Genomic DNA, 24,391 nt, shown 5'->3' with positions numbered 1-24,391 from the left:
AGCGAGTAGCGAGTAGCGAGTAGCGAGTAGCGAGTAGCGAGTAGCGAGTAGCGAGTAGCGAGTAGCGAGTAGCGAGTAGCGAGTGTCAAACCTACTGATGGCCTGCACCGCAAGCCCTCCGCTTTCTCCACCTCGCTATTCGCTATCCCCTATTCGCTCATCTCGTTATGCCGCAGCGGCCAGCCGTTCGCCGGCCATGCGGTAGGAGATCGCTTCGGCGAGATGTATGCGTCCGACCGTGTCGGCGCCGTCGAGATCGGCCAAGGTACGGGCGACCCTTAGAACGCGATGATAGCCGCGGGCGGAGAACTTCAGCTTCTCCGCAGCATCGCGCAGAAGCTGAAGTCCGCCGGCATCCGGTTCGGCAATCTTTTCAATCAGCGAGGTCGAGCAGCGGGCATTGGTCGAGACCTGCGGCGCGCCGGCCCAGGCCAAGCGATCCTGCTGCCGCTCCCGGGCAGCAGCCACACGCTTTGCCACATCGGCGCTCGCCTCGGCAGGGCGCGGGCGGATGAGGTCCGCGGCCGACACCGCCGGCACGTCGATGCGGATATCGATGCGGTCCATCAACGGTCCGGATATGCGACCCTGGTAGTCCGACATGCATTTGGGACCGCGCGCGCAGCTATGCCCAGGTTCGCCCGCCATGCCGCATCGGCAGGGGTTCATCGCCGCCACCAGTTGGATGCTGGCCGGATAGGAGACGCGGTGGTTGGCGCGCGCGATAACGCATTCTCCCGTTTCCAGCGGCTGGCGAAGCGCATCTAGCACCTGCGGCGCGAACTCCGGAAATTCGTCGAGGAACAGAACCCCGTGATGCGCCAGCGACGCCTCCCCCGGCTTTGCCCTTAGCCCGCCGCCCACAAGCGCTGCCATGGTGGCCGAGTGGTGCGGAGTACGAAACGGGCGGCGGTCCGACAGCTTACCGCCTGAAAGCTGCCCGGCAATCGAGTGAACCATCGAAACTTCAAGCAACTCGGCGGCAGACAAGGGAGGGAGAATGGAGGGAAGCCGCGCCGCCAGCATCGACTTGCCGGAGCCTGGGGGGCCAACCATCAGGAGATTATGCCCGCCTGCCGCAGCCACCTCCAGCGCCCGCTTGGCGCTTTCCTGGCCCTTGATGTCGATCAGGTCCGGCAGATTGGCAGGCAGCGCGCGCACAGCCGGCTGCGGCCGCGACATGACTTGTGTACCGCGGAAATGGTTGGCGAGCGCGATTAGGCTGCGCGGCGCGAGGATGTCTATGTCGGCACCCGCCCAGGCTGCTTCCGGGCCGCTGTCGTACGGGCAGATAAGGCCTTCTTTCTGCCACCGCCTTGTCCGGCAGACCGACGATCGGCATCAGCAGCTTGCCGGGCGAGACCATCACCTGCACCTCGACCGGAACGCCTTCTATGCCATGGAATGCAACTGTAGAGACACGCGCCACCATATTCCCGCCTCCAACCTCATGTCTGAGGACCGCAAGATACAAGCCTTCCGCATCAGCGAATACAATCTTGCATAGAAACTAGAATAAAACAAGAACATCTGTTGAACGAGTTCCCGCCCGCGCTGTGACTAGGTTGCAAGCGGTTGTAAAGCAGGAACAAAGCGGCGCTGGATGAGGAACGTTCTAGCGGCGCTTGGCCTCGATTGCGTCCCACAGAAGGGCCGCAACATCGGCGCCGCCGAACTTCTTCACCTCGCGGATGCCCGTCGGCGAGGTGACGTTGATTTCCGTCATGTAGTCGCCGATCACGTCGATGCCGACGAAGATGAAGCCACGCTCCCGCAGCGCCGGACCGATCCGCTCGCAGATTTCCCGGTCGCGGCTCGTCAGTTCCACGGCCTCGGCGCGGCCGCCGACATGCATGTTGGAGCGGCTATCAGTCTCCGCCGGCACGCGGTTGATGGCCCCGACGGGCTCGCCGTCGACGAGCAGAATGCGCTTGTCACCCTTGCGCACGGCCGGCAGATACGCCTGTGCAATATATGGCTCGCCGCGATAGACCTGCTCGAACATTTCCAGCAGCGAGGTAAAGTTGCGGTCGTCGCGGGCGGAATGGAAAACGCCGGCGCCACCGTTGCCATAAAGCGGCTTGAGGATGATGTCGCCCATCTCCTGACGGAAGGCTGCGATTTCTTGGACGTCGCGGCTGATCAGCGTCGCCGGCATCAGGTCTGAGAATTCAGTGACGAAGATCTTTTCCGGCGAATTGCGCACCCAGGCCGGATCGTTGACCACCAGCGTCTTCGGATGAATACGCTCGAGCAGGTGCGTCGAGGTGATGTAGCCCATGTGAAAGGGCGGGTCCTGGCGCAGGTGGATCACATCCATCGTCGACAGATCGACCCGCTCGCGCTCGCCCAGCGTATAATGGTCGCCCTTGACGTCGCGAACCTGCATCGGTTCGACGGCGGCGAAGATCTTGCCGTCGCGCATGGTCAGCCGGTCCGGGGTGTAGTGGAACAGCTCGTAGCCACGCGCCTGCGCCTCCAGCGCCATGGCAAAAGTGGAATCTCCAGCAATGTTGATGCTGGAGACATGGTCCATCTGGAATGCGACTTTGCAAATGCGTGCCATAGCCCCTGCCCCTTGAGAAATGCCCGCCTGATGTAGGACGACGGATCGTCAAAGGCAACGGCTGCAGGGCCTCCCCTCAGGCGACTTCCATGACGGACGTCTGACTTGCGGGAGCCGTCGCCGGCGCATGGACGCGCTTTCCCGTCTCCCGTGCGAAGAAATGCAGCCGCCGCGGATCGATTGCGAACTTCATCTCGTCGTCGAGCGCGACGTCGAGAGCCATGGCCGCCGTCAGCGCCTGGTCGCCGACATGGCCGTGCACCAGACGTTGCGAGCCGAGTTCTTCGACATAATCCAAGCGGAACAGCAGGCCTTCCTCATCCGGCGAAGCGACCCGCAAGTCTTCCGCGCGCAGACCGATAGTGACCTCGCCGGACGTCGGTGCGTGCCCGCCCAGGGTCAGAAGTGATGGCCCGACCGCCAGCCGGTCGCCGTGCAGTTCGCCCTGCACGAGGTTCATGGCTGGCGAGCCGATGAAGCTTGCGACGAAGGTGGAGGCCGGCTGGTGATAGATCTCTAGTGGGGCGCCGATCTGCTCTATGCGGCCACCATTCAGCACCACCAGGCGGTCCGCAAGCGTCATCGCCTCTAGCTGATCGTGGGTGACGTAGATGGAGGTCGTGCCGAGGCGGCGCTGCAGGCGCTTGATCTCACCGCGCATGGAGACACGAAGCTTGGCGTCGAGGTTGGAGAGCGGCTCGTCGAACAGGAAGGCGGCGGGCTTCCTCACGATGGCGCGGCCCATGGCGACGCGCTGGCGCTGGCCGCCCGAGAGCGCACGCGGCTTGCGGTCGAGGTACTGGTCGATCTCGAGCATGCGCGCAGCCTCGGCAACCCGCGCATCGATGTCGGAGCGCGGCGTCTTACGGTTCTTCAGGCCGTATTCGAGGTTCTGGCGCACCGTCATATGCGGATACAAAGCGTAGTTCTGGAACACCATGGCGATATCGCGCTCGGCCGGCTCGACCGTATTGACGGTGCGGCCGCCGATCTTCACCTCACCCTCGGAAATCTCCTCCAGCCCCGCCACCATGCGCAAAAGCGTGGACTTGCCACAGCCGGACGGGCCGACGAGGACGATGAATTCTCCATCTTGAATTGCGATGTCGACGGAGTGCACGGCCTTGTTGCCGCCGGCATAGATCTTGGAAACCTGGTTGATGTCGATGGATGCCATGACACGTGTCCCTTACTTGTCGCTTTCGGTCAGGCCCTTGATGAACCAGCTCTGGAAGATCACCACGATCAGCACGGGAGGCAGCATGGCGAGCACCGCTAGCGCAAAGGCCTCGTTGTAATCGGGGATCTGAGAGCCGATCCAGACCTGCAGGATCTGCTTGATGCCGCGCATCAAGGTGAAAAAGCGCTCGTCCGTCGTCATCAGCATCGGCCAGAGATACTGGTTCCAGCCATAGACGAACATGATGATGAAGATCGCTGCGATCATCGTCCGCGAGAGGGGCACGAGCACGTCGATGAAGAACTTGATCGGACCGGCACCATCGATGCGTGCCGCTTCCAGGAGTTCGTCCGGCACCGACTTGAAGAACTGCCGGAAATAGAATGTGCCAGTAGCCGACGCTAGAAGAGGCACGATCAGGCCTGTGTAGGTGTTCAGCAGGCCAAGCTCGGACATGACCTGGTAGGAGGGCATGATGCGCACTTCGAGCGGCAAAAGCAGCGTCGTGAAGATCACCCAAAAGGCAAGCGTCGCAAAGCGCATGCGGAAATAGACGATCGCATAGGCCGCCAGCATCGACAGCACGATCTTGCCCAGAGCAAACCCAATTCCGAGAATGAAGGAATTCATCACCATGCGCGACCCGGTGACCTGGCCGGTGAACCCGCCTTCGCGGGTGAGCACCTTTTCGTAGGTCTCGACAAAATTGCCGCCCCAGGTCAGCGACAGGCCGTTGCTATGGATGTCGGCGGCTGCATGCGTCGACGTCATGAAGGCGACGACAACCGGCACCATGAGGAAGAGCGAGCCGAGGATCAGCACCAGATGGTCGGAGAGCTTGTTTTTCTGCATCGCCTTGCCCTCAGGTATAATGGATGCGCCGCTCGACGAAGCGGAACTGGAAGATCGTCAGCACGAAGACGACGATCATCAGGATGACGGACTGGGCGGAGGAGCTGCCGAGGTCGTTGCCGCGGAAGCCGTCCTCATAGACCTTGTAGACGAGCGTAATCGGGTTGTTCGCCGCCTTGTCCTTCACCATGACGTCGATGATGCCGAAGGTGTCGAAGAGCGAATAGGTGACGTTGATGATCAGCAGGAAGAAAGCGGTCGGCGCCAGCAACGGCAGCGTGACCGTCCAGAAGCGACGGAAGCCGGACTTGCAGTCGATCGCTGCCGCCTCGCGCACTGAAACCGGCACGCTCTGCAGGCCCGATAGAAAGAAGATGAAATTGTAGGGCACCTGCTTCCACACCGCGACGACGATCATCGCGAAGGCGGTATCGAAATAGCTCAAGCCGACGCGCATGTCCCAGCCGAACCAGCTCGCCACTTCGACGAAAGGGCCGATATGCTGGTCGAAGAACATCATGCCGATCAGGGCCGCCACGGGTGCCGCGATCGCATACACGGAAATCAGCATGGTCTTGTAGGCGGAGGAGCCGCGGATCACCGCATCCGCCTTCACCGCCAGCAGGAGTCCGATGGACAGCGAGAACAATGTCACGAGGGCCGTGAACACGACGGTAAACAGCGCGATCCCGCGATACTGCGCGCTCGTCAGCACATCCGTGTAGTTGCTCATGCCCACGAAGGTGGAGCCGAACCCGAACGGGTCTTCAATGTAGAAGGACGAGCTGACGGCCTGCACGGAAGGCCAGTAGAAAAAGATGAAGATCACCGCAAGCTGCGGCGCGAGAAAGAGATAGGGGAGGACGGGGGACGAGAACTGCACCCGCTTGTCACCTTCGGCAACGACCTTCGGGCGAGGCTTGCGGGTGAGCCAGGGCAGGAATCGGGGTGATGGCGCGACATAGGCCAATGCATTTCCTCCTTACGGGAAACCAGGCCGCTCCTTTTCAGGACGGCCTGGCCTTGTCATTCAGAGGCTCAAATCAGCCGGCGGTCTTGGCGAAGCGGGCGAGCAGCTCGTCGCCTTCCTTCTTGATGGTTTCCATCGCGTCCTTGACCGATGTTTCGCCAGCGAAGATACGGTTGTATTCACGCTCCATGATGGTGCGGATCTGCGGGTAGAAGCCGAGGCGGTAACCCTTGTTCCACTCGCCGCTCGGCAGCTGCAGCTGCTGGATGCCGACTTCGGCGGCAGGCTTTTCCTTGTAGTAGCCTTCTTCCTTGGCAAGCTCATAGGCAGCCTCGGTGATGGCGACGTAGCCGGTGGCCTGGTGGTAGAACTTCTGGATCTCGGGCGAGGTCAGGAAGTGGAAGAAGGAGGCCGTGCACTTGTTTTCGGCTTCGGACTTGCCGGACATCGCGAAGAGTGCGGCGCCACCGATGAAGGTGTGAACGCCTTCCGGGTTGACCGACTTCCAGTAGGGTAGGAAGGTCGCCGAGAACGGCATCTGAGCCGTCTTCTGCAGACCGCCGAAGGAGCCGGACGAGCCGATCCAGAGAGCAACCTTGTTTTCTTCGAAGGGCTTCTGGTTGTCCGACCAGCCGGCACCGTAGTAGCCGAAGTAGCCGTTGTCGTGCCAATCCTTCAGCTTCTGGTACATCATCACGTGGTTCGGATCGGTGACGTTGATCGTCGTGTCGATGACACTGTCGTAACCGTTGTTGTTCGATGCGAACTGAAGGTTGTGGCGCGAGAAGAAGTTCTCGGTAAACTCCCAGGTCAGCTGCGACTGGACGAGCGGGATGTAGCCGGCTTCCTTGAGCTTCGGCGCGATCTCTTCGAACTCTTCCCAGGTCTTCGGAGCCTCGACGCCAGCCTTCTTGAGGGCTTCGTCGTTGATGTACATGATCGGCGCCGAGGAGTTGAACGGCATGCCGACGAACTTGCCATCGGAATCGGCGTAGAAGTAGCGGACGCCTTCGATGAAGTCGTCGCGGTTGAAGTCGTAGCCGGCGTCCTTGATCAGGTCTTCGGCAGCAACGGTCGCGCCCTTGGCGTTGATGATCGTGGCGGCACCTGCGTCAAACACCTGCAGGATGTTCGGCTGTTCACCGGAACGGAAGGCGGCGATGCCGGAAGCGAGCGCTTCTTCGTACGTGCCCTTGGAAACAGGCGTCAGTGCGCATTCAGTCTGGGATTCGTTGAACTTCTGCGAAATCTCGTTGATGACTTCGCCGTTGCGGCCACCCATGCCGTGCCACCAGGTAATGTTGGTTGCGGCCAGCGAAGACGTGGCAGAGAACGTGACCGCAAGAGCGGCCATGGAAAACTTCTTGATCATGACTTGGTCCCTTCCCACCGGTTGATCGGTGAGCAAGCCAATAGGCAGGGTACGTGACACGACCATAACGGTTCCATGTCAAAAATATTACATTGCAGACTGAGGTTTAGACGGCGGTGGCGCAGATCAAAACGCATCGCGAAAGTGCCGGGGAAGGCGCCCCGGAAGCACCGCTACCACGTCGTAGCGCTGTGACAGGCGTGCAGCATCCGGACGCTTTGACAGCCACACGTCGCTGGCTGCTCGGATGCGCCGTTGCGCAGTGATGCTGACTGCGTCGATTGCCGCTCTTTCGTCGGCGCGCGCCTTCACCTCGACGAAGACTGCGAGGTCACCTTTTCGCGCAACAAGATCAATCTCCCCGGCCCTAGTGCGGAAGCGGATGGCCAGAATGCGGTAGCCCTTGGCGAGCAGAAACAGAGCCGCGATATACTCGGCGAAGTGGCCGCGCCTTTCTGCTTGGCGCCGGAGCTTACTGTCCTTCGCCACCTTCTTCGTCCTTCAGGGCCAGCAGGCGTTGGTAGAGGTCCTTCTTGGACAACCCGGTCAGGCGGGCTCCTTCGGCAGCAGCTTGGGAAGCAGGCATGTTGGCGGACAATTCCCGCAGCAGGACCTCCACCTCGACCGCGCCCGGAACGTCGTCAATCTCCGGTGGCGCGACCAACAGAACGATTTCCCCCTTCACCGCGCGGCCACCATAATGCGACGCCAGCTCCTCCAGCGTCCCCCGCTGGAATTCCTCAAAGGTCTTGGTCAGCTCGCGGCAGACTGCAGCGCGACGTCCCGGCCCGAGAACATCGGCGGCAGTTGCAAGCGTAGCACCGATACGGTGCGGGGACTCAAAGAAGATCAGCGTTGCAGGGACCCTTGAAAGCTCCGCAAGCCGGTCGCGCTTGCCCTTGTCCTTGACCGGCAGGAAGCCGGCGAACAGGAAGGCATCGGACGGCAAGCCAGAGCCGACCAGCGCGGCGAGTGGCGCGGACGCGCCCGGAACCGGCACGACTCTGTGCCCCCCCTCGATCGCCAGCTGACCGAGCCTGTAGCCGGGATCGGATACCAACGGCGTTCCGGCATCGGAAACCAGCGCCACAGACTTTCCCTCTTCCAGCGCCGCAAGCAACTTCGTGCCCGCTTCCGCTGCATTGTGCTCATGGTAGGGAAACGGCCGGTTGACGATCCCAAAGCGATCCAGAAGGACACGGGTCACCCGCGTATCCTCGCAGGCCAGCACATCCGCCCCAGCGAGCGTCTCCAGAGCCCGTAACGTGATATCGCCGAGATTTCCGATCGGCGTCGCGACAAGGTACAGCCCCGCCTCGAGCGGGCGTGCCGGGATCGCCATGCTGGCGATCCGGTAGGTGCGGGCGGTTATAGTCCGGTCGTCGCTCAATGGCAGGCTCGGTAAAAAGTTAGTTCCTCATCCCTCTTATGGCACCCGAGGGTAGATCGGCAAGGATGGGACCCTCCCGATTGCCTGTGGATGTCTGGGGCAAGTCTGTGAATGCAGATCACCCTCCCTCACTGGCTCTTGCTTTCTGGGTAAATCTTCTGCCATTTTGCGCGTCCACATCTTCCGGCCTTTCCTGGGCCGGCAATTATCTGGGCGTCGTCCCCAAGGGCGCCCTGTCGAAAGCGGTAGCGTCAATGCGTATTACTCTTGAGCGGTCCAACCTCCTGAAGTCGCTGAACCACGTCCACCGTGTGGTGGAGCGTCGAAACACGATCCCGATCCTGTCTAACGTTCTGTTGCGCGCCTCGGGCGCGGATCTCGCGCTGAAGGCAACGGACCTTGACCTTGAAATCACCGAGGCTGTCGCCGCCATGGTCGAACAGCCTGGCGCGACAACCGTGCCGGCGCACCTGCTTTACGAAATCGTTCGCAAGCTGCCGGACGGCTCGGAAGTGCTACTCGCCACCAATCCTGACGGCGGCTCTATGACGGTACAGTCCGGCCGCTCGAAGTTCACCTTGCAGTGCCTGCCGGAAGCCGATTTCCCGGATCTGACCGCTGGAAGTTTCTCGCACACGTTCAAACTGAAGGCGACCGATCTCAAGATGCTGATCGACCGCACCCAGTTTGCCATCTCGACGGAAGAAACCCGCTATTACCTGAACGGCATCTTCTTCCACACGATCGAATCCGGGGGCGATCTGAAGCTACGGTCCGTGGCAACTGACGGCCACCGCCTCGCCCGCGCCAATGTCGACGCACCTTCCGGTTCCGAGGGCATGCCTGGCATCATCATCCCTCGCAAGACGGTGGGCGAACTGCAGAAGCTTGTCGACAATCCGGAGGTGGTGGTCACGGTTGAGGTTTCGGACGCGAAGATCCGCCTGACGATCGGCGGCATCGTGATGACGTCGAAGCTGATCGACGGCACCTTCCCGGACTACCAGCGCGTCATTCCGGCCAACAATGACAAGGAGATGCGCGTCGACTGCCAGAGCTTCACGCGCGCCGTCGATCGCGTTTCGACGATCTCCTCTGAGCGCGGCCGCGCGGTCAAGCTGGCGCTGACGGACGGCCAGCTGACGCTGACGGTCAACAATCCCGACTCGGGCAGTGCGACGGAAGAAGTCGCCGTGGGTTATGACAATGATCCCTTGGAGATCGGCTTCAACGCCAAATACCTCCTGGACATCACGGCTCAGCTGTCCGGGGAAGACGCAATCTTCATGCTGGCGGACGCGGGATCGCCAACACTTGTCCGCGATACGGCGGGTGACGACGCTCTTTACGTACTGATGCCGATGCGCGTCTAAGGATCAAAGCGGCAGGCACTCCTGCCGCTTTCTTTTTGCTGTTTTCCGCGTGCGACATTTTTCCTTGTCTTTGCGCCATCCTCCACCATAACTTGAGGAACCGGAGAGGAGACAGACGTGATGCAGATGCGCCTAAAGGAACGGCTTGGCCGAAAGTTCGATGAAGAGATCCGCTTCTTCAAGGGATGGATCGACGGTCCGAAAAGCGTTGGTGCCGTCTTGCCAACTTCCTCAGTGACCGCTCGACGCATGGCGAGCGTGATCGAACCTTCATCCGGTCTTCCCGTGCTGGAGCTTGGCCCAGGAACGGGGATCATCACCAAAGCGATCATGAAGCGCGGCGTTGCCCCCGAAAACATTGTGTCGATCGAGTACTCGACCGACTTCTACCAGCACCTCACGCGAACTCTCCCTGCGGTCAACTTCATCAATGGCGATGCATTTGACCTCGACCGGACGCTAGCCGATTGGGAAGGCCGGCAGTTCGACGCCGTCATCTCCGCCATCCCGATGCTGAGTTTTCCGATGGAGCGACGTATCGCACTGCTGGAAGACCTGCTTGATCGCATGCCGTCGGGACGCCCGGTTGTACAGATCACCTACAGCCCCATTTCTCCAATCGACGCCCGGCCGGACCGCTTCCACATCAGGCATCTGGATTTTGTCGTGCGCAATATCCCGCCGGCGCAGCTATGGGTCTACAGCAGAGGCTAGTTCGCCATGTTCGGCGTCTACATTACGCATCCGCAGGTGGATATAAACCCTAACATTCCAGTTCCTGAGTGGGGGCTGTCCACGATCGGTCGCGCACGCGTTTTCAAATCGGTGCAATTGCCATGGGCTGCCACGCTTCAGCGCGTTATCGCGAGCCAGGAGAGGAAGGCGATTGAGACAGCAGAACTGCTGGTGAGTCTTTCCGAGATCCCCGTTGAGATCCAGCCGGACATGTACGAGAATGACCGTTCCGCAACAGGCTTTCTCCCGCCACAGGAGTTCGAGGCAGCCGCCGACCAGTTCTTTGGTCATCCCCATGACAGCTACCGTGGCTGGGAGCGCGCGGTGGACGCGCAGGTCCGGATCGTCGCTGCGGTGACGAGAATCCTCGACGAGCATGACCCTGCCATCCCGATCGCCTTCGTTGGGCACGGCGGAGTCGGGACACTTCTGAAGTGTCATCTTGCCGGCCATCCTATTGCGCGCGACCGTGACCAGCCTCCAGGTGGCGGCAATCTCTATGCCTTCTCCCTTGCAGACCGGAGCCTCTCATGCGACTGGACGCCTATGGAAGAATGGAAGGGATTCGGACATGGACCCGCGTGACCGCCTGATCGTTGGCCTGGACGTTCCCACCGTGCGCGAAGCGCAGGCACTTGTCTCTACCCTTGGGAATGAGGTCACCTTTTACAAGGTCGGCTATCAACTCGTCTTCGCCGGAGGTCTTGATTTCGCCCGTGAGCTCGTCAATGCCGGCAAGAAGGTGTTCCTCGACATGAAGCTTCTGGACATCGACAATACCGTGGCCAAGGGCGTCGAGAACATCGCCAAGATGGGCGTATCCATGCTCACATTGCATGCCTATCCAAAAGCGATGCGCGCTGCCGTTGAGGCCGCAAAAGGGTCGGATCTGACGCTGCTCGGCGTCACTGTACTCACGTCGATGGACGATGCGGATCTGCGCGAGGCAGGCTATGACTGCGATCCCCAGAGCCTTGTCCGACGCCGGGCCGAGCAAGCACGTGACGCAGGCATGGGAGGGATCGTTTGCTCGGCCGAAGAATCTGCGGAGGCTCGTCGCATCGTGGGCCCGCAAATGAACATCGTCACACCGGGGATCCGCCCGCTAGGATCCAACGCCGGCGACCAGAAGCGTGTCATGACGCCCCGCGATGCCCTTCGCGCTGGATCGACACATCTGGTTGTCGGGCGTCCAATCGTAAAGGCACAGGATCCGAAGTCGGCCGCGCGTGCCATCGTCGACGAAATGGCGGCCGCGCTCTAACGTAGCACAAGGAGAGATCATCATGCCCAAGGGATACTGGATTGCGCGCGTGGATGTTCGCGATGCCGAGCGCTACAAAGATTACGTCAGCACCGCAAAGCCCGCCTTCGAGCGCTTCGGGGCAAACTTCCTTGCGCGCGGGGGAGAATTCGTCGAGCTTGAAGGCGGCGCTCGTGCTCGTAACGTGGTGATTGAGTTTCCTTCGCTTCAGGCGGCTGTCGATTGCTACAATTCGACCGAATACCAGGCGGCGGCCAGGATTCGCCAGGAGGTTGCAGACGCTGAGATGGTGGTCGTCGAAGGCGTTTGAGCACGCCTCTGGATGCGGCATTTCTCAGGCTTCCAGTTGCGGTGCATTTAGTCTAAGAGACCGTCAACAATCAGACCATCATAGCTCCCGGAGCAGCATCATGACCGTGTCCAACCTGCCACCTCTCGTCACCGTCTTCGGGGGATCGGGGTTCGTCGGGCGGCATGTGGTGCGCACGCTGGCTAAGCGCGGCTATCGCATCCGGGTCGCTGTGCGCCGGCCGGATCTCGCGGGCTTCTTGCTGCCCTATGGCTATGTCGGCCAGATTTCGCTGATCCAGGCCAATCTCCGCTATCGCTATTCGGTGGATCACGCGGTTCAGGGCGCATCCGCCGTGGTGAACTGCGTCGGCATTCTGTTTGAAAGCGGCCGCAATTCATTCGATGCCGTTCAGGATTTTGGTGGCCGTGCCGTGGCGGAGGCCACGCGTGCCGCAGGCGCCAGGCTTGTGCATATTTCGGCGATTGGTGCTGACGAGAATTCGGCCTCCAGCTACGCCCGCAGCAAGAGCCGGGGAGAACGCGCAGTCCTGTCCAACGTGCCGGATGCAGTCATTCTGCGTCCCTCCATCGTCTTCGGGCCGGAAGACAGCTTCTTCAACAAATTTGCCGGCATGGCTAAGATGTTCCCAGCCCTGCCACTGATCGGCGGCGGCAAGACGAGGTTTCAGCCCGTCCATGTCGAGGATGTCGCCCAGGCAGTGGCACTCGGTGTCGATGGGGTGATACCCGGTGGCAGGATCTACGAACTCGGCGGGCCCGAAGTTCTGACTTTCCGGGAGACCCTTGAGTTCGTCCTGCGGACCACCAATCGCAAGAGGCCGCTTGTGTCGTTGCCCTTCGGCCTGGCCTCGCTACTTGGCAGTGTGGCATCGCTGGTTCCTCTGATCACCCCGCCAATTACCGGCGATCAGGTGGAGTTGCTGAAGGGTGACAACGTCGTCTCGCAGGATGCGGTCGAAGAGGGACGCACGCTGGAGGGGATGGGTATCAGCCCGACGCTGATGTCCTCGGTCGTGCCGGCCTATCTCGTTCAATATCGCCCGCAGGGCCAGTTCACGAACACCGGCAAGGCAGCCTGACAGGCGCTTCCTGCTTCAGCGGTTACCTCGCTGGCGCTGAACATGTTGCACGAAGGTCGCAACTTCGAAGACTTGCGCATTAACGGGCGATTCAGCAACTTTCGCTATTGAGTTCGTTCCTGCCGGACAATACACGCCCTGCAGCGAAAATTGCTCAACACCGTCACATCCTATCCGAAAGGCATCTCCCCATGGGCAAGCCCATCGCACTGTTCTTCGTGTGTGCGGCACTTACCATTCTCGCCGGCTCCTTCTTCGCTCCGAAGACAGATGCGGCAGGCAACAGCGAATGCGCCCCTGCCTATGGGCTCGATCCGTGCAGCACTTCGTCCATTCCGGTCAGCGCCGTGCGCTGAATAGTTCAACATCTTCAAGTGGATCATGCATCGACAGGGCTTAATCGAAGCTCGGGCGGCCTTGATCTATTGAAGTCGAACTTTTTTTCCGGAATACTCCGCCTTGGGAGAAGGGCAAAAGCCCGCCCAATGGGAGGAGAAATCAATGGGAAATGCTGACAAGGCGCACACGCGCCGGAACTTCTTGAAAATTAGCGCAACCGCAGGTGGAGCCGCCGCAGGTACGCTTGCAGCGCCGGCAGTTCTGGCACAATCGCCTATGGTGATGAAGATGCAGACATCGTGGCCTGCGTCTGACATCTGGATGGATTTTGCACGTCAATTCACTGAGCGTGTGGAAGCCATGTCGGGCAAACGGTTGACGGTTGACCTGTTGCCAGCAGGCGCGGTCGTGGGCGCGTTCCAGGTTTTGGACGCCTGCCACGACGGCGTCATCGACGCCGCGCATTCTGTGCCCGTCTATTGGTACGGCAAGCACAAGGGCGCCTCACTGTTCGGCACCGGTCCCGTATTCGGCGGATCGGCCACAACCATGCTGTCCTGGTTCTACGAGGGCGGCGGTGCGGAATTCTATCGGGAACTGCAGCAGGATATCCTGGGCCTTGAGGTTGTCGGATTCCTGGGCTTCCCAATGTTTGCGCAGCCCTTTGGCTGGTTCAAGAACGAGGTCAAATCGGTCAGCGACATCAATGGCCTGAAGTACCGGACGGTCGGTCTGGCTGCAGACCTGATGCAGAAGATGGGCATGTCGGTGGCGCAATTGCCGGGCGGCGAGATCGTGCCCGCCATGGAACGCGGCGTCATCGATGCGTTCGAGTTCAACAACCCCTCATCAGACATTCGCTTCGGTGCCCAGGACGTTGCCAAGAACTACTACCTGTCCTCGTACCACCAGGCATCAGAATCCTTCGAGTTCCTGTTCAACCGAGGCTTCTATGAGGATCTCGAGCCGGACCTTCAGGCGATCGTGCGCTATGCGGTAGAGGCCGCGTCGACGGCCAATACCGCATCGGCGATGAACAACTATTCTGCCGACCTGCGCAAGCTGGAAGAAGACGCCGGCGTGACGGTGCATCGCACGCCACAGGAGGTGCTTGATGCGCAGATCAAGGCGTGGGACGAACTGATCGTCGATCTTGAGCAGGACGAGTTCATGAAGCGCGTGCTGGACAGCCAGCGCGATTGGGTCGAGCGGGTGACGTACTATGAGTTGATGAACTCACCCGACTACGCTCTCGCCTACCAACATTACTTCCCCAATAAGCTCAAGCTGTGAGCCTCACTCGATAGCATGTCTTGGTCTCGGCAGGGGTATTCCCCTGCCGAACGTCCCTCAACAGAAAGACGCACGCATCGATGGTGGCATTCATTCGTTTTGCAGACTCCCTGTCGGCTTGGTTCGGCAAGGCATTCGCGTGGCTGATCGTCCTGATGACCTTCGGTACGAGCTACGAAGTCTTCGTTCGCTATGTCGTCGGGCGACCGACACCATGGGCGCTCGATGTCTCTTTCATCATGTACGGCACGCTCTTCATGATGGGCGGTGCCTACACTTTATCTCGCGGCGGCCATGTTCGCGGTGACTTCCTTTACCGGCTCTGGAAACCACGGACCCAGGCGTCCGTGGACCTGGTTCTCTACCTTATCTTCTTCTTCCCCGGCGTCACGGCGCTCATCTTTGCAGGATGGAAATACGCCTCCCGCTCGTGGGGTTACGGAGAGGTCAGCGTCAACAGTCCTGCGGGCATCCCGATCTACCAGTTCAAGATGGTTATCGTGGCAGCCGGCGTGCTCCTTTTCATTCAAGGGATCGCGCAAGTTCTACGATGCATCCGCTGCATTCGAGACGGTGAGTGGATTGAGGCGGAAGAAGACGTAGAGGAGACGGAGACGCTCCTGATCAAGGAAAAGCAGGCCGAACCTGCAGGAGAAAAAGCATGACGGACCCACAAGTCGCCCTATTGATGCTGGGTCTTTTCATTTTCATCGTGTTCCTGGGTTTCCCGATTGCCTTCACCTTGATGGCGATGGGCATCGGCTTTGGCTACTACGCCTATTATGAACCCAATCGCATGTGGCGATCCTATAACCGCCTCGACGAGACGGCGGGCTGGTGGGACAGTAGCAGCCTGTGGCTAGAGGGCTTCTTTAACAACCGCGTCTTCGACCTGTTCATCAACCAGACCTACACGGTCATGGCGAACGACGTACTGACGGCGGTGCCTCTCTTCCTGTTCATGGGTTATATTGTCGAGCGTGCCAATATCGTCGATCGTTTGTTTTCGACCCTGAATATTGCGTCCAGGAACCTCCCCGGCTCCATGGGCGTCGCGGCGTTGATCACCTGCGCGCTGTTTGCGACAGCCACCGGTATCGTCGGCGCCGTGGTTACTCTCATGGGATTGCTGGCGCTGCCGGCGATGCTGAAGGCTCGGTACGACCATTCCTTTGCCACCGGCATCATCTGCGCGGGAGGAACGCTCGGCATCCTCATTCCACCCTCGATCATGCTGATCGTGTATGCCGCTGCCTCCGGCACCTCCATCGTGCGCCTCTATTCGGCAGCCCTTCTGCCGGGGCTCACGCTTGTCGGGCTCTATCTGATCTATATCGTGGGCCGCTCCATTCTGCAGCCAAGCGTTGCGCCCAAACCGACCGCCGAGGAGGTTCCGGACGTCCCGTTCCTGAAGCTTGCAGGCATGATCGTCACGTCCTTCCTGCCACTGGCCATTCTGATCCTCGCGGTGTTGGGGTCCATTCTATTCGGTCTTGCAACGCCAACGGAGGCGGCGGCGATCGGAGCTTTGGGCGGGATGGTTCTGGCGGTCCTTTACCGCGCCATGAGCTGGGACCGCCTTCGGCAAAGCGTTTACTTGACGGTGAGAACCACGGCGATGGTCTGCTGGCTCTTTGTCGGCTCCTATACGTTTTCTTCCGTCTTCTCCTATCTGGGCGGTGAGCACATCATCTCTGAGTTCGTCCGCAGTCTGGACCTGACGCCATTCCAGTTTCTGCTTCTGGCGCAGTTCATCATCTTCCTGCTGGGCTGGCCGCTGGAGTGGTCGGAGATCATCATCATCTTTGTGCCGATCTTCCTTCCGCTGCTGGATATGTTCGGTATCGATCCCTTGTTCTTCGGAATCTTGGTAGCGCTCAACCTGCAGACGTCTTTCCTGACGCCGCCCATGGCGATGTCAGCCTATTATCTCAAGGGAATTGCGCCGCCGGAGGTGCGGCTGACACAGATCTTCAGGGGCGTACTCCCCTTTGTCTTCATGGTCTTCATAAGCATGACGCTTATGTATGTCTTTCCGCAGATCGTGTTCTATCTACCGGAGTTGTTCTATGGCCGCTGACGAGAGATCAATGCGCGCTCGCAAGGCGGCTGTTGCCACTCAACCGTCCACCTCCTCTTTGGAGGCGGACCTCAGACAAAGGAGTAGGGCATGACGGACCGTCTGCTCGCCCTGATCGCCTTTGGCGTCCTGTGTGGCTTCCTCGGCATCCTGCTTTGGCAGGTGCCTCGCGCGGACCTCATCGCCGTCGTCGGCATAACTGTAGCTTTCGGCGGCTACGATCTATTCTTCTATCATCGCCGCGACGACCACGGTTGACCGATCAGCCAAAGGCAAGAAGACCAAACAAACCGACTGCTCCAACGAGGATCCGCCACCAGGCGAAGGGTGCGTATCCTCGACTGGATACGAAATTCAACAGAGAGCGCACGACGATCAGCGCCGTTACGAAGGCCGCGACGAAGCCAATGGCGATTATCGCAGCATCATCGACGCGAATGGCAGCCCGATTCTTGTATAGATCAAGCGTGAAAGCCCCAAGCATTGTCGGCATGGCAAGGAAGAACGAGAATTCCGCAGCTGAACGCTTGTCGGTCCCCAGCAGCAGCGACCCCACGATCGTCGCTCCCGAACGCGAGGTGCCGGGAACCATGGCGAGGCACTGAAACAGTCCGATCTTGAACGCGAGCGAAAGGGGATAGTCTTTGATATCCGTATACCGAGGCTGATGGGCCATTCGATCGACGAACAGGAGGACAACCCCTCCCAGAATCAAGACGATGCACATCAATGCAGGCGTTTCGAAAAGGACGGTCTTGATGAAACCGTGGGCAAGAACGCCGAGGACGGCTGCCGGAAGAAAAGCAATTAGCACCGTCAACACAAAATGTCGCGCCTCTGCACTGGTGGGCAGATTGAGCGCAATATCGAGCAGGCGGCGAAAATAAACGAGCAGAATCGCCGATATCGCGCCCAGCTGGATCAGGACGGCGAAGGTATTTCCGGGAGACTCGAAACCAAGAAAGTGTCCCGCGAGAAGGACGTGAGCGGTCGAAGAGACCGGTACGAACTCCGTCAGCCCCTCGACAAGCCCTAGAACGAGAGCACTGACGATTGATGATTCCGGCATTCTTTACCCTTCTTCATACGGCTTGCAGGCAGGAATGCCGGAACCGGCCATGTCGCCTTTGCTTGCCATGCCTCTTACCAAACCCATATAGCTGCGGTATTGCAGTCGGGCCTTAGCGCAGCCGGCGTTACTCCCTATACCCATTTCGTAAAGCTCACGTTTCGATGCCCACGCTCTACCATCACCCTATGTCGTCTAGTTCGCGATTCGTCCGTCTTATTCTTTCGGAATATGGCTTTCAGACGGATCTGGTGGAAGAACAGCCGTGGGAGAAGCGGAGGGAGTTCCTGGTGCTCAACCCGTCCGCTGCATTGCCGGTCTACGTCGACGACAATATGCGAGCGCTCTGCGGGCCAAACGTTCTGATGGAGTTTCTGGATGAAACCCACGGCGTACTGAAGCGCGACCGACGCCTGTTCGCCGAAGACCCCTTTCAACGGGCAGAGATACGGCGGCTGACGGAATGGTTCCTCTTGAAGATGGAAAACGACGTGACGAGGCCGCTGGTGCGAGAGCGGGTTTTCAAGCTGCAGATGACGGCGGCGCAAGGCGGAGGTGCGCCTGACTCCAAGGCACTTCGCACGGCGCGCGCCAACATCCGCCAGCACATGAAATATCTTGCCTGGCTCGCCGGCTCGCGTCCCTGGATGGCGAGCGACCGGCTAAGCTACGCGGACCTCGCCGCGGCGGCCTCCGTTTCAGTTCTTGACTATCTTGGGGAAATCGATTGGGCTGAAACGCCAGTTGCCAAGGACTGGTATCAGCGACTGAAGTCGCGCCCCTCTTTCCGGCCGCTTCTGGCCGAACGGGTCCGGGGGCTTACCCCGGTGTCTCACTATGCGGATCTCGATTTCTAACCCTACAGCGGAGCGTGTAGCGACTGACGGCCGGCGGCAGGAGAAGCTGACCGGCTTCATCAAGGCGGAAGCGGCGGCGCAGGGCTTCGATCTCTGCCGCATCACCCATGCCGATAGCATCCCTGAGGCGTCTGGCCGTCTCGCCACCTATATCGCCGATGGTCACCACGGCACCATGGGCTGGATGGAGGAGACGCGCGAGCGCCGCGCCGCGCCGCGCGCCCTGTGGCCCGAGGTGCGTTCGGTTATTATGTTCGGCCTGAACTATGGCCCGGACGAAGATCCGCGGGCGCTGCAGGCAAAGCCGAGCCACGGCGCCATTTCCGTCTATGCCCGCAACCGTGACTACCACGACGTCATCAAGGGACGCCTGAAGGAGATCGCCACCCGCTTTGCCGCACGGGCCGGCGAGGACGTCAAGGTGTTCGTGGATACTGCGCCGGTTATGGAGAAGCCCCTCGCCGAGGCGGCGGGGCTTGGCTGGCAAGGCAAGCATACCAATCTTTTGAGCCGGACCCACGGCTCCTGGCTTTTTCTCGGAAGTCTGTTCACCACCGCCGATCTCGTGATGGACGAACCAGAAATAGACCACTGCGGCTCCTGCCGGGCCTGTCTCGAGGCCTGCCCGACCGATGCCTTTCCGGCACCGTACCGGCTGGATGCGCGGCGCTGCATTTCCTACCTGACCATCGAACACAAGGGTCCGATCGATCCCGACCTCCGCCCGCTGATCGGCAACCGCATCTATGGTTGCGACGACTGTCTCGCCGCCTGTCCTTGGAATAAGTTCGCCGTCAGCGCCTCGGAGATGAAACTCAAGGCGCGCGAGGATCTAAAGGAGCCGACACTCTCCTTCCTGCTCTCACTCGACGACGCCGCATTCAGAACCTTCTTCAGCGGCTCGCCTGTCAAACGCGTCGGGCGTGACCGCTTCGTGCGGAATGTCCTGATTGCCGCGGGCAATTCCGCGGATGCCACGTTGATCGAGCCGTGCCTGACGCTGTCCCGCGACCCGTCACCGACGGTGCGAGGGATGGTGGTCTGGGCACTAAAGCGGCTGATGCGGCCGGAGGATTTCGAGCGCTTCGCAGCAACCTCCCGCGAAGAGGATGATCCGGAGGTTCTGGAGGAATGGCGTCTGGCGGGAGTGGCATGATGCAGATGATGATTTTCGGATGCGGCTATTCGGGCACCGCAATCGCCCGATCCGCGCGTGGAATGGGTGCGGGTGTCGCCGGCACCACGCGGACCCTCGACAACGCGACCGCGCTTGCAGATGAGGGCATCGCAGCCTTTGTCTTCGACGGGGCGACGATCACCGACGAACTCCCGACGGCGCTGGCTCAGGTGACCCATCTGGTCCAATCAATCCCGCCCAGCCCCGATGGCGATCCACTGCTGGGCCTGTCAGACGGAGCCCTCCGTCAACTCTGCCCAAGGCTTCAGTGGATCGGCTACCTGTCGACCGTCGGCGTCTACGGCGACCAGGGCGGCGACTGGGTGGATGAGGAGGGCGAATGCCATCCTTCCCTCGGGCGGTCGCAGGAAAGAGTAGACGCTGAGAAGGCATGGCTATCGCAGGGAGAGGCCATGGGCGTGCCGGTTGCGATCCTGCGGCTTGCCGGCATCTATGGCCCCGGCCGCAACGCCTTCGTCAACCTGGATAAGGGCACGGCCAAGCGCATCGTGAAAAAGGATCAGGTCTTCAATCGGATTCGTGTGGAAGACATTGCGGCGGCGACGCTGTTTCTGGCGCAGGGCCACCTTTCTGGGGTCTTCAACATCACCGACGACGAGCCGGCGCCCCCTCAGGACGTCATTGCCGAGGCAGCGCGGCTAATGGGTGTGGAGCCGCCGCCGGAGCAATTGTTCGAGACGGCGAACATGACGCCGATGGCGCGCTCCTTCTACAGCGCCAACAAGAAGGTCTCCAACCGCAAGATCCGCAACCTGGGCTTCGCCTTTCGCTTTCCTGAATACCGGATGTCGCTGCAGCAGCTCTGGACCACCGGCGAGTGGCGCCGGCTGAACGGCCTCGCCAGCGGATGAAAAATCCATCCTCGGCAGCATTCCCTCTATCTTCATCTTCTTCTTTGCCACAAAGGCGCCAAAATTTGGCGTGCGGAATGCATAAATTTCGTTTTGCAACAAAATTATTTTCACCAGTTTCGTGATTGATTGCCTAGGGGATGAGCGGTGGAAGCCTGTTTCCGCTTTCTGACTGAAACCAATCAATTTTTCTCAATTGTGCGCCCGACGTCGACATTCCCATAGCACGTTATGCAATCACGAATGTTACATTATGTAACATTCCGTTACTAGCTGGCGCACTTTTTTGCCAATTTTCGACCTGCTTAACCCGTCCCGCACGCCACGTGCAGCACCACTGAACGGGGACGACGGATTTGAAAACCTTTCGACGCACCACTCTCGCCGCAGCCGCACTCGCTGCTTTCGCCATGCTCGGCTCCACATCGGCTCAGGCCGCTCCCGGTTGCGGTCATGCCTCCTGGTATGCGCTGACCTCCAAGACCGCCTCGGGCGAACGCATGAACCCGGCGAAGCTCACCGCTGCGCACCGTTCGCTGCCGTTTGGCACGAAGGTGAAGGTTACCAACAAGCGGAATGGCAAGAGCGTCGTCGTGCGCATCAACGATCGGGGACCTTTCATCAAGGGCCGTATCATTGATGTGTCCAAGGCTGCCGCGCAGAACATCGGCATGGTCCGCTCCGGCACCGCCCAGGTCTGCTATCAGATCGTCGACTCCGGGAACCAGAAGGTTGCAGGCCGGGGCCTGAAGGACGGCTGAGCCGCCCAAGCATCGCTTGCTCTTGAGCAATATCCCCGTTAGGACCCGCTCGAACGGGTTCAACCGAGACGGAGAGTGACATGCGACTGGGCGGACGGCTGAGCGGAGCCATTGATGTTCTGACCGACATCGAGGAGCGCAAGCGTCCCGTCGCAGATGCTTTGAAGGACTGGGGCCTGGCCCATCGTTTTGCCGGCTCCGGCGATCGCGCCGCCATCGGCAACATCGTCTACGATGCACTTCGCATGCGCCTTTCGCACGCCTGGCTGATGGATGACGACAGCGCAGCAGCGCTCGCCTATGCCGTGTTCCTCCGGCAGTGGGGATTTTCGCCCGACGCACTCGCTGCCGAACTCGAGGGCGATCGCTTCGCGCCGCCGCCGCTGTCGGCGGAGAACCTGGCGGCGTTCTCCTCGAGACGCCTCGAAGATGCGCCGCTTCACGTGCAGGGCGATATTCCGGACTGGATCCAGCCGTCTTTCGAGGACGCGTTCGGCGACGATTGGCTCACCGAAGCCAAGGCGCTAGCAGAACGCCCAACCCTCGACCTGCGGGCCAACACGCTGAAGGCGTCGCGGGACAAGGTCGTGAAGGCGCTGGAGCGATCCGGAGCCGCGCCGGCGCCGATTGCGCGGCATGGTGTGCGTATCCCCGCCGGTGAAGGCCCATCGCGGCTTCCCAATGTCACCGCCGAACTTTCCTTCCAGAAGGGCTGGTTCGAGGTCCAGGACGAAGGCTCGCAGATTGTTGCCGACCTCGCCCATCCGCAGGAGCATGACCAGGTGCTGGATTTCTGCGCCGGCGGCGGCGGCAAGACGCTCGCCATGGCCGCGGCGATGAACAACAAGGGCCAGGTACACGCCTATGACGCGGACCGGAAGCGGCTGGCACCGATCATCGAGCGCCTTCGCCGTGCGGGCACGCGAAACGTTCAGGTGCATGACGATGTGCGGCAATTGGGTGGGCTCAAGGAGAAGCTGGACGTGGTGCTGGTGGACGCTCCCTGCACCGGGACCGGCACCTGGCGCAGGCGTCCCGACACGAAGTGGCGGCTGACCCAGAAGAACCTCGACGAGCGGGTCGCCCAGCAGCAGGAGGCGCTGGCGGAAGCCGCCGCCTTCGTCAAGCCCGGTGGCAGCCTCGTCTACATCACCTGCTCGGTCCTGCCTGAGGAGAACGACCGTCAGATGGAGCGCTTCTGCAGCGAAAACCCGCAGTTTACGCCGGAGCCTGTCTTGGAGACCTGGAAAAGCCTGTTCGGAGAGGGCGCTTCTCGCCCCGTTACGCGCGACGACCGCTCCGTGACCCTGACCCCTGCCAGCACCGGCACGGACGGCTTCTTCTTCTGCCGCCTGCGGAAGGCGCCTCAGTGAATTGACGATCTTCAATTCCGTGTGGTCGTTTCAAACTTTTCTAAACTAGAAGATTTGACACAAGTTTTTACATGGGTCATTCAGGGGCTGCGCAGCCGAGGGATGAGGCTGCCGAAGGAGGGACAATGATCCGCAAGACACTTTTTGGCGCAACATTCGCGCTTCTGGCCGCTTCCGTGGCTTTCCCCGTGACCGCTGCCGCAGCAGCCGAGCCGGCCGCCGTTGTCGAGCATTACGCCGAACTGGCACATGCCAAGTATGAAGACGCGCTGACCACGGCCAAGGCTCTGGATGCGGCGATCGATGCGCTGATCAAGAGTCCGAGCGAAGAAACACTTAAGGCCGCGCGGGAAGCGTGGATCGCCGCGCGCGTTCCCTATCAACAGACGGAAGTCTATCGCTTCGGCAACCCCATCGTTGACGAATGGGAAGGCCGGGTGAATGCGTGGCCGCTCGATGAAGGTCTGATCGACTATGTCGACGCCTCTTACGGCACCGAAAGCGACAGCAATGCGCTCTACGTCGCCAATGTGATCGCCAACCCGAAGCTCAGCGTGAACGGCGAAGAAATCGACGCCAGCAACATCAACCCCGACCTGCTGCGCAGTCTGCACGAGGCAGGCGAGATCGAAGCCAATGTCGCGACCGGCTACCACGCGATCGAGTTCCTTCTCTGGGGGCAAGACCTGAACGGCACGGACGCAGGCGCCGGCAACCGCGCCTATACAGACTTTGACACATCCAATTGCACCAACGGCAATTGCGACCGCCGCGCCGCCTATCTGAAGGCTGCCTCCGAACTGCTGGTCTCGGATCTCGAAGAGATGGTTGCCGCCTGGGCGCCGGAAGGCGATGCGGCGAAGGCCGTCACGTCCGATCCGCAGGCAGGTGTTCGCGCCATTCTGACCGGGATGGGTTCCCTTTCCTACGGGGAGCTCGCTGGCGAGCGCATGAAGCTCGGCCTTCTCCTGCACGATCCGGAGGAAGAACACGACTGCTTCTCCGACAACACGCATGCCTCGCATCTCAACGACGCGATCGGCATCCAGTCGGCCTATACGGGCGAGTACACCCGCGTCGACGGCACGAAGATGACGGGTGCTTCGGTTTCCGATCTGGTTGCAGAAAAGGATGCGGCACTCGACAAGGAAGTGAAGGGCAAGCTGGACGCAACGCTTTCCGCCATGAACGCCATGGCAGAGCGTGCCGAAGGCGGCGAGGCCTATGATCAGATGATCGGCGAAGGCAATGCGGAAGGTAATGCCGCCGTCCAGGCTGCCATTGACGGCCTCATCGATCAGACCCGCTCCTTTGAGCGCGTCATTGCGTCGCTGGATCTAGGCGCAATCGAGCTTGAAGGTTCCGATAGCCTCGATAATCCTGACGCCGTATTCCAATAAGACCCGAGGGAGCCGCAGACCACTGCGGCTCGACATCCATGAGAGCGCCCAAGCACACCATCTTTTTCCTGCCGATT

25 protein-coding genes and 1 pseudogene are annotated in these 24,391 nt (G+C 60.5%); 17 read left to right on the top strand and 9 right to left on the bottom strand.

Features of this window, described 5'->3' with window-relative positions:
- Window positions 1–165 precede the first annotated feature (165 nt).
- The 8 genes and pseudogenes from LXM96_RS10830 to rsmI form a co-directional block, all read right to left on the bottom strand.
- Window positions 166–1,432, bottom strand: a pseudogene (locus tag LXM96_RS10830) (YifB family Mg chelatase-like AAA ATPase).
- 183 nt (window positions 1,433–1,615) lie between these two features.
- A complete protein-coding gene (gene gshB, locus LXM96_RS10825) occupies window positions 1,616–2,566 on the bottom strand; it encodes a glutathione synthase (protein WP_239998475.1) in 951 nt (316 codons plus the stop codon).
- 76 nt (window positions 2,567–2,642) lie between these two features.
- Window positions 2,643–3,743: a sn-glycerol-3-phosphate import ATP-binding protein UgpC gene (locus LXM96_RS10820; RefSeq protein WP_239998474.1), complete on the bottom strand. Its 1,101-nt coding sequence runs from the start codon at window positions 3,741–3,743 to the stop codon at window positions 2,643–2,645.
- A gap of 12 nt (window positions 3,744–3,755) precedes the next feature.
- Window positions 3,756–4,598 (bottom strand): sn-glycerol-3-phosphate ABC transporter permease UgpE, encoded by an 843-nt coding sequence (gene ugpE, locus LXM96_RS10815; protein ID WP_239998473.1) that lies wholly within the window; start codon window positions 4,596–4,598, stop codon window positions 3,756–3,758.
- 10 nt (window positions 4,599–4,608) lie between these two features.
- Entirely contained in the window at window positions 4,609–5,538 is a 930-nt protein-coding gene (locus LXM96_RS10810; protein WP_239998582.1) for a carbohydrate ABC transporter permease, read from the bottom strand.
- Window positions 5,539–5,641: 103 nt separating this feature from the next.
- Window positions 5,642–6,940, bottom strand: coding sequence for an extracellular solute-binding protein (locus LXM96_RS10805; RefSeq protein WP_239998472.1), 1,299 nt, complete (start codon window positions 6,938–6,940; stop codon window positions 5,642–5,644).
- 126 nt (window positions 6,941–7,066) lie between these two features.
- Complete coding sequence (locus LXM96_RS10800) at window positions 7,067–7,429, bottom strand: YraN family protein (RefSeq protein ID WP_239998471.1); 363 nt, start codon at window positions 7,427–7,429, stop codon at window positions 7,067–7,069.
- The gene (gene rsmI / locus LXM96_RS10795; protein WP_239998581.1) at window positions 7,413–8,282 is read right to left on the bottom strand and encodes a 16S rRNA (cytidine(1402)-2'-O)-methyltransferase; all 870 of its coding nucleotides are present in this window, start codon (window positions 8,280–8,282) and stop codon (window positions 7,413–7,415) included. The genes LXM96_RS10800 and rsmI overlap by 17 nt, the downstream gene beginning before the upstream one ends.
- A 302-nt stretch (window positions 8,283–8,584) precedes the next feature.
- On the opposite strand from rsmI, the gene dnaN reads away from it, so the two are divergent.
- The 11 genes from dnaN to LXM96_RS10740 all read left to right on the top strand — a co-directional run bounded on the left by dnaN (window position 8,585) and on the right by LXM96_RS10740 (window position 17,063).
- Window positions 8,585–9,703, top strand: coding sequence for a DNA polymerase III subunit beta (gene dnaN, locus LXM96_RS10790; protein WP_239998470.1), 1,119 nt, complete (start codon window positions 8,585–8,587; stop codon window positions 9,701–9,703).
- A 120-nt stretch (window positions 9,704–9,823) separates the two neighbouring features.
- A complete protein-coding gene (gene pmtA / locus LXM96_RS10785) occupies window positions 9,824–10,417 on the top strand; it encodes a phospholipid N-methyltransferase PmtA (RefSeq protein ID WP_239998580.1) in 594 nt (197 codons plus the stop codon).
- Between the two features lie 6 nt (window positions 10,418–10,423).
- A complete protein-coding gene (locus LXM96_RS10780; RefSeq protein WP_239998469.1) occupies window positions 10,424–11,023 on the top strand; it encodes a histidine phosphatase family protein in 600 nt (199 codons plus the stop codon).
- Window positions 11,010–11,702 (top strand): orotidine-5'-phosphate decarboxylase, encoded by a 693-nt coding sequence (gene pyrF, locus LXM96_RS10775; RefSeq protein ID WP_239998468.1) that lies wholly within the window; start codon window positions 11,010–11,012, stop codon window positions 11,700–11,702. Before LXM96_RS10780 ends, pyrF begins: the two co-directional genes overlap by 14 nt.
- A 22-nt stretch (window positions 11,703–11,724) precedes the next feature.
- The gene (locus LXM96_RS10770; RefSeq protein ID WP_239998467.1) at window positions 11,725–12,012 is read left to right on the top strand and encodes a DUF1330 domain-containing protein; all 288 of its coding nucleotides are present in this window, start codon (window positions 11,725–11,727) and stop codon (window positions 12,010–12,012) included.
- A 100-nt stretch (window positions 12,013–12,112) separates the two neighbouring features.
- The gene (locus tag LXM96_RS10765; protein WP_239998466.1) at window positions 12,113–13,093 is read left to right on the top strand and encodes a complex I NDUFA9 subunit family protein; all 981 of its coding nucleotides are present in this window, start codon (window positions 12,113–12,115) and stop codon (window positions 13,091–13,093) included.
- A 191-nt stretch (window positions 13,094–13,284) separates the two neighbouring features.
- A complete protein-coding gene (locus LXM96_RS10760) occupies window positions 13,285–13,449 on the top strand; it encodes a hypothetical protein (protein WP_239998465.1) in 165 nt (54 codons plus the stop codon).
- 145 nt (window positions 13,450–13,594) lie between these two features.
- A complete protein-coding gene (locus LXM96_RS10755; RefSeq protein WP_239998464.1) occupies window positions 13,595–14,725 on the top strand; it encodes a TRAP transporter substrate-binding protein in 1,131 nt (376 codons plus the stop codon).
- A gap of 80 nt (window positions 14,726–14,805) precedes the next feature.
- On the top strand, window positions 14,806–15,390 hold the full coding sequence (locus tag LXM96_RS10750; protein WP_239998463.1) for a TRAP transporter small permease subunit: 585 nt from the start codon (window positions 14,806–14,808) through the stop codon (window positions 15,388–15,390).
- Entirely contained in the window at window positions 15,387–16,805 is a 1,419-nt protein-coding gene (locus tag LXM96_RS10745; RefSeq protein ID WP_239998462.1) for a TRAP transporter large permease, read from the top strand. Before LXM96_RS10750 ends, LXM96_RS10745 begins: the two co-directional genes overlap by 4 nt.
- A 90-nt stretch (window positions 16,806–16,895) precedes the next feature.
- Window positions 16,896–17,063 (top strand): hypothetical protein, encoded by a 168-nt coding sequence (locus LXM96_RS10740; RefSeq protein ID WP_239998461.1) that lies wholly within the window; start codon window positions 16,896–16,898, stop codon window positions 17,061–17,063.
- A gap of 4 nt (window positions 17,064–17,067) precedes the next feature.
- On the opposite strand, the gene LXM96_RS10735 is transcribed toward LXM96_RS10740, so the two are convergent.
- The gene (locus LXM96_RS10735) at window positions 17,068–17,874 is read right to left on the bottom strand and encodes an undecaprenyl-diphosphate phosphatase (protein ID WP_239998460.1); all 807 of its coding nucleotides are present in this window, start codon (window positions 17,872–17,874) and stop codon (window positions 17,068–17,070) included.
- A 164-nt stretch (window positions 17,875–18,038) separates the two neighbouring features.
- Here LXM96_RS10735 and LXM96_RS10730 point away from each other — a divergent pair, with 164 nt between their 5' ends.
- The 6 genes from LXM96_RS10730 to LXM96_RS10705 all read left to right on the top strand — a co-directional run bounded on the left by LXM96_RS10730 (window position 18,039) and on the right by LXM96_RS10705 (window position 24,314).
- The gene (locus LXM96_RS10730) at window positions 18,039–18,731 is read left to right on the top strand and encodes a glutathione S-transferase family protein (protein ID WP_239998459.1); all 693 of its coding nucleotides are present in this window, start codon (window positions 18,039–18,041) and stop codon (window positions 18,729–18,731) included.
- A complete protein-coding gene (queG, locus tag LXM96_RS10725) occupies window positions 18,712–19,887 on the top strand; it encodes a tRNA epoxyqueuosine(34) reductase QueG (protein WP_239998458.1) in 1,176 nt (391 codons plus the stop codon). Before LXM96_RS10730 ends, queG begins: the two co-directional genes overlap by 20 nt.
- Window positions 19,887–20,780, top strand: a complete 894-nt coding sequence (locus LXM96_RS10720; RefSeq protein ID WP_239998579.1) for an SDR family oxidoreductase — start codon at window positions 19,887–19,889, stop codon at window positions 20,778–20,780. The genes queG and LXM96_RS10720 overlap by 1 nt, the downstream gene beginning before the upstream one ends.
- A gap of 410 nt (window positions 20,781–21,190) precedes the next feature.
- On the top strand, window positions 21,191–21,541 hold the full coding sequence (locus LXM96_RS10715; protein ID WP_394801940.1) for a septal ring lytic transglycosylase RlpA family protein: 351 nt from the start codon (window positions 21,191–21,193) through the stop codon (window positions 21,539–21,541).
- Window positions 21,542–21,621: 80 nt separating this feature from the next.
- Window positions 21,622–22,914, top strand: a complete 1,293-nt coding sequence (locus LXM96_RS10710) for an RsmB/NOP family class I SAM-dependent RNA methyltransferase (RefSeq protein WP_239998456.1) — start codon at window positions 21,622–21,624, stop codon at window positions 22,912–22,914.
- A gap of 125 nt (window positions 22,915–23,039) precedes the next feature.
- Entirely contained in the window at window positions 23,040–24,314 is a 1,275-nt protein-coding gene (locus tag LXM96_RS10705; protein WP_239998455.1) for an imelysin family protein, read from the top strand.
- Window positions 24,315–24,391: the final 77 nt, after the last annotated feature.

It is taken from the genome of Rhizobium halophilum, from assembly GCF_021648825.1.
GTDB lineage: Bacteria > Pseudomonadota > Alphaproteobacteria > Rhizobiales > Rhizobiaceae > Neorhizobium > Neorhizobium halophilum.
Note: the sequence above shows the minus strand (reverse complement) of the source record. Positions and strands in the feature narration are given on the sequence as shown.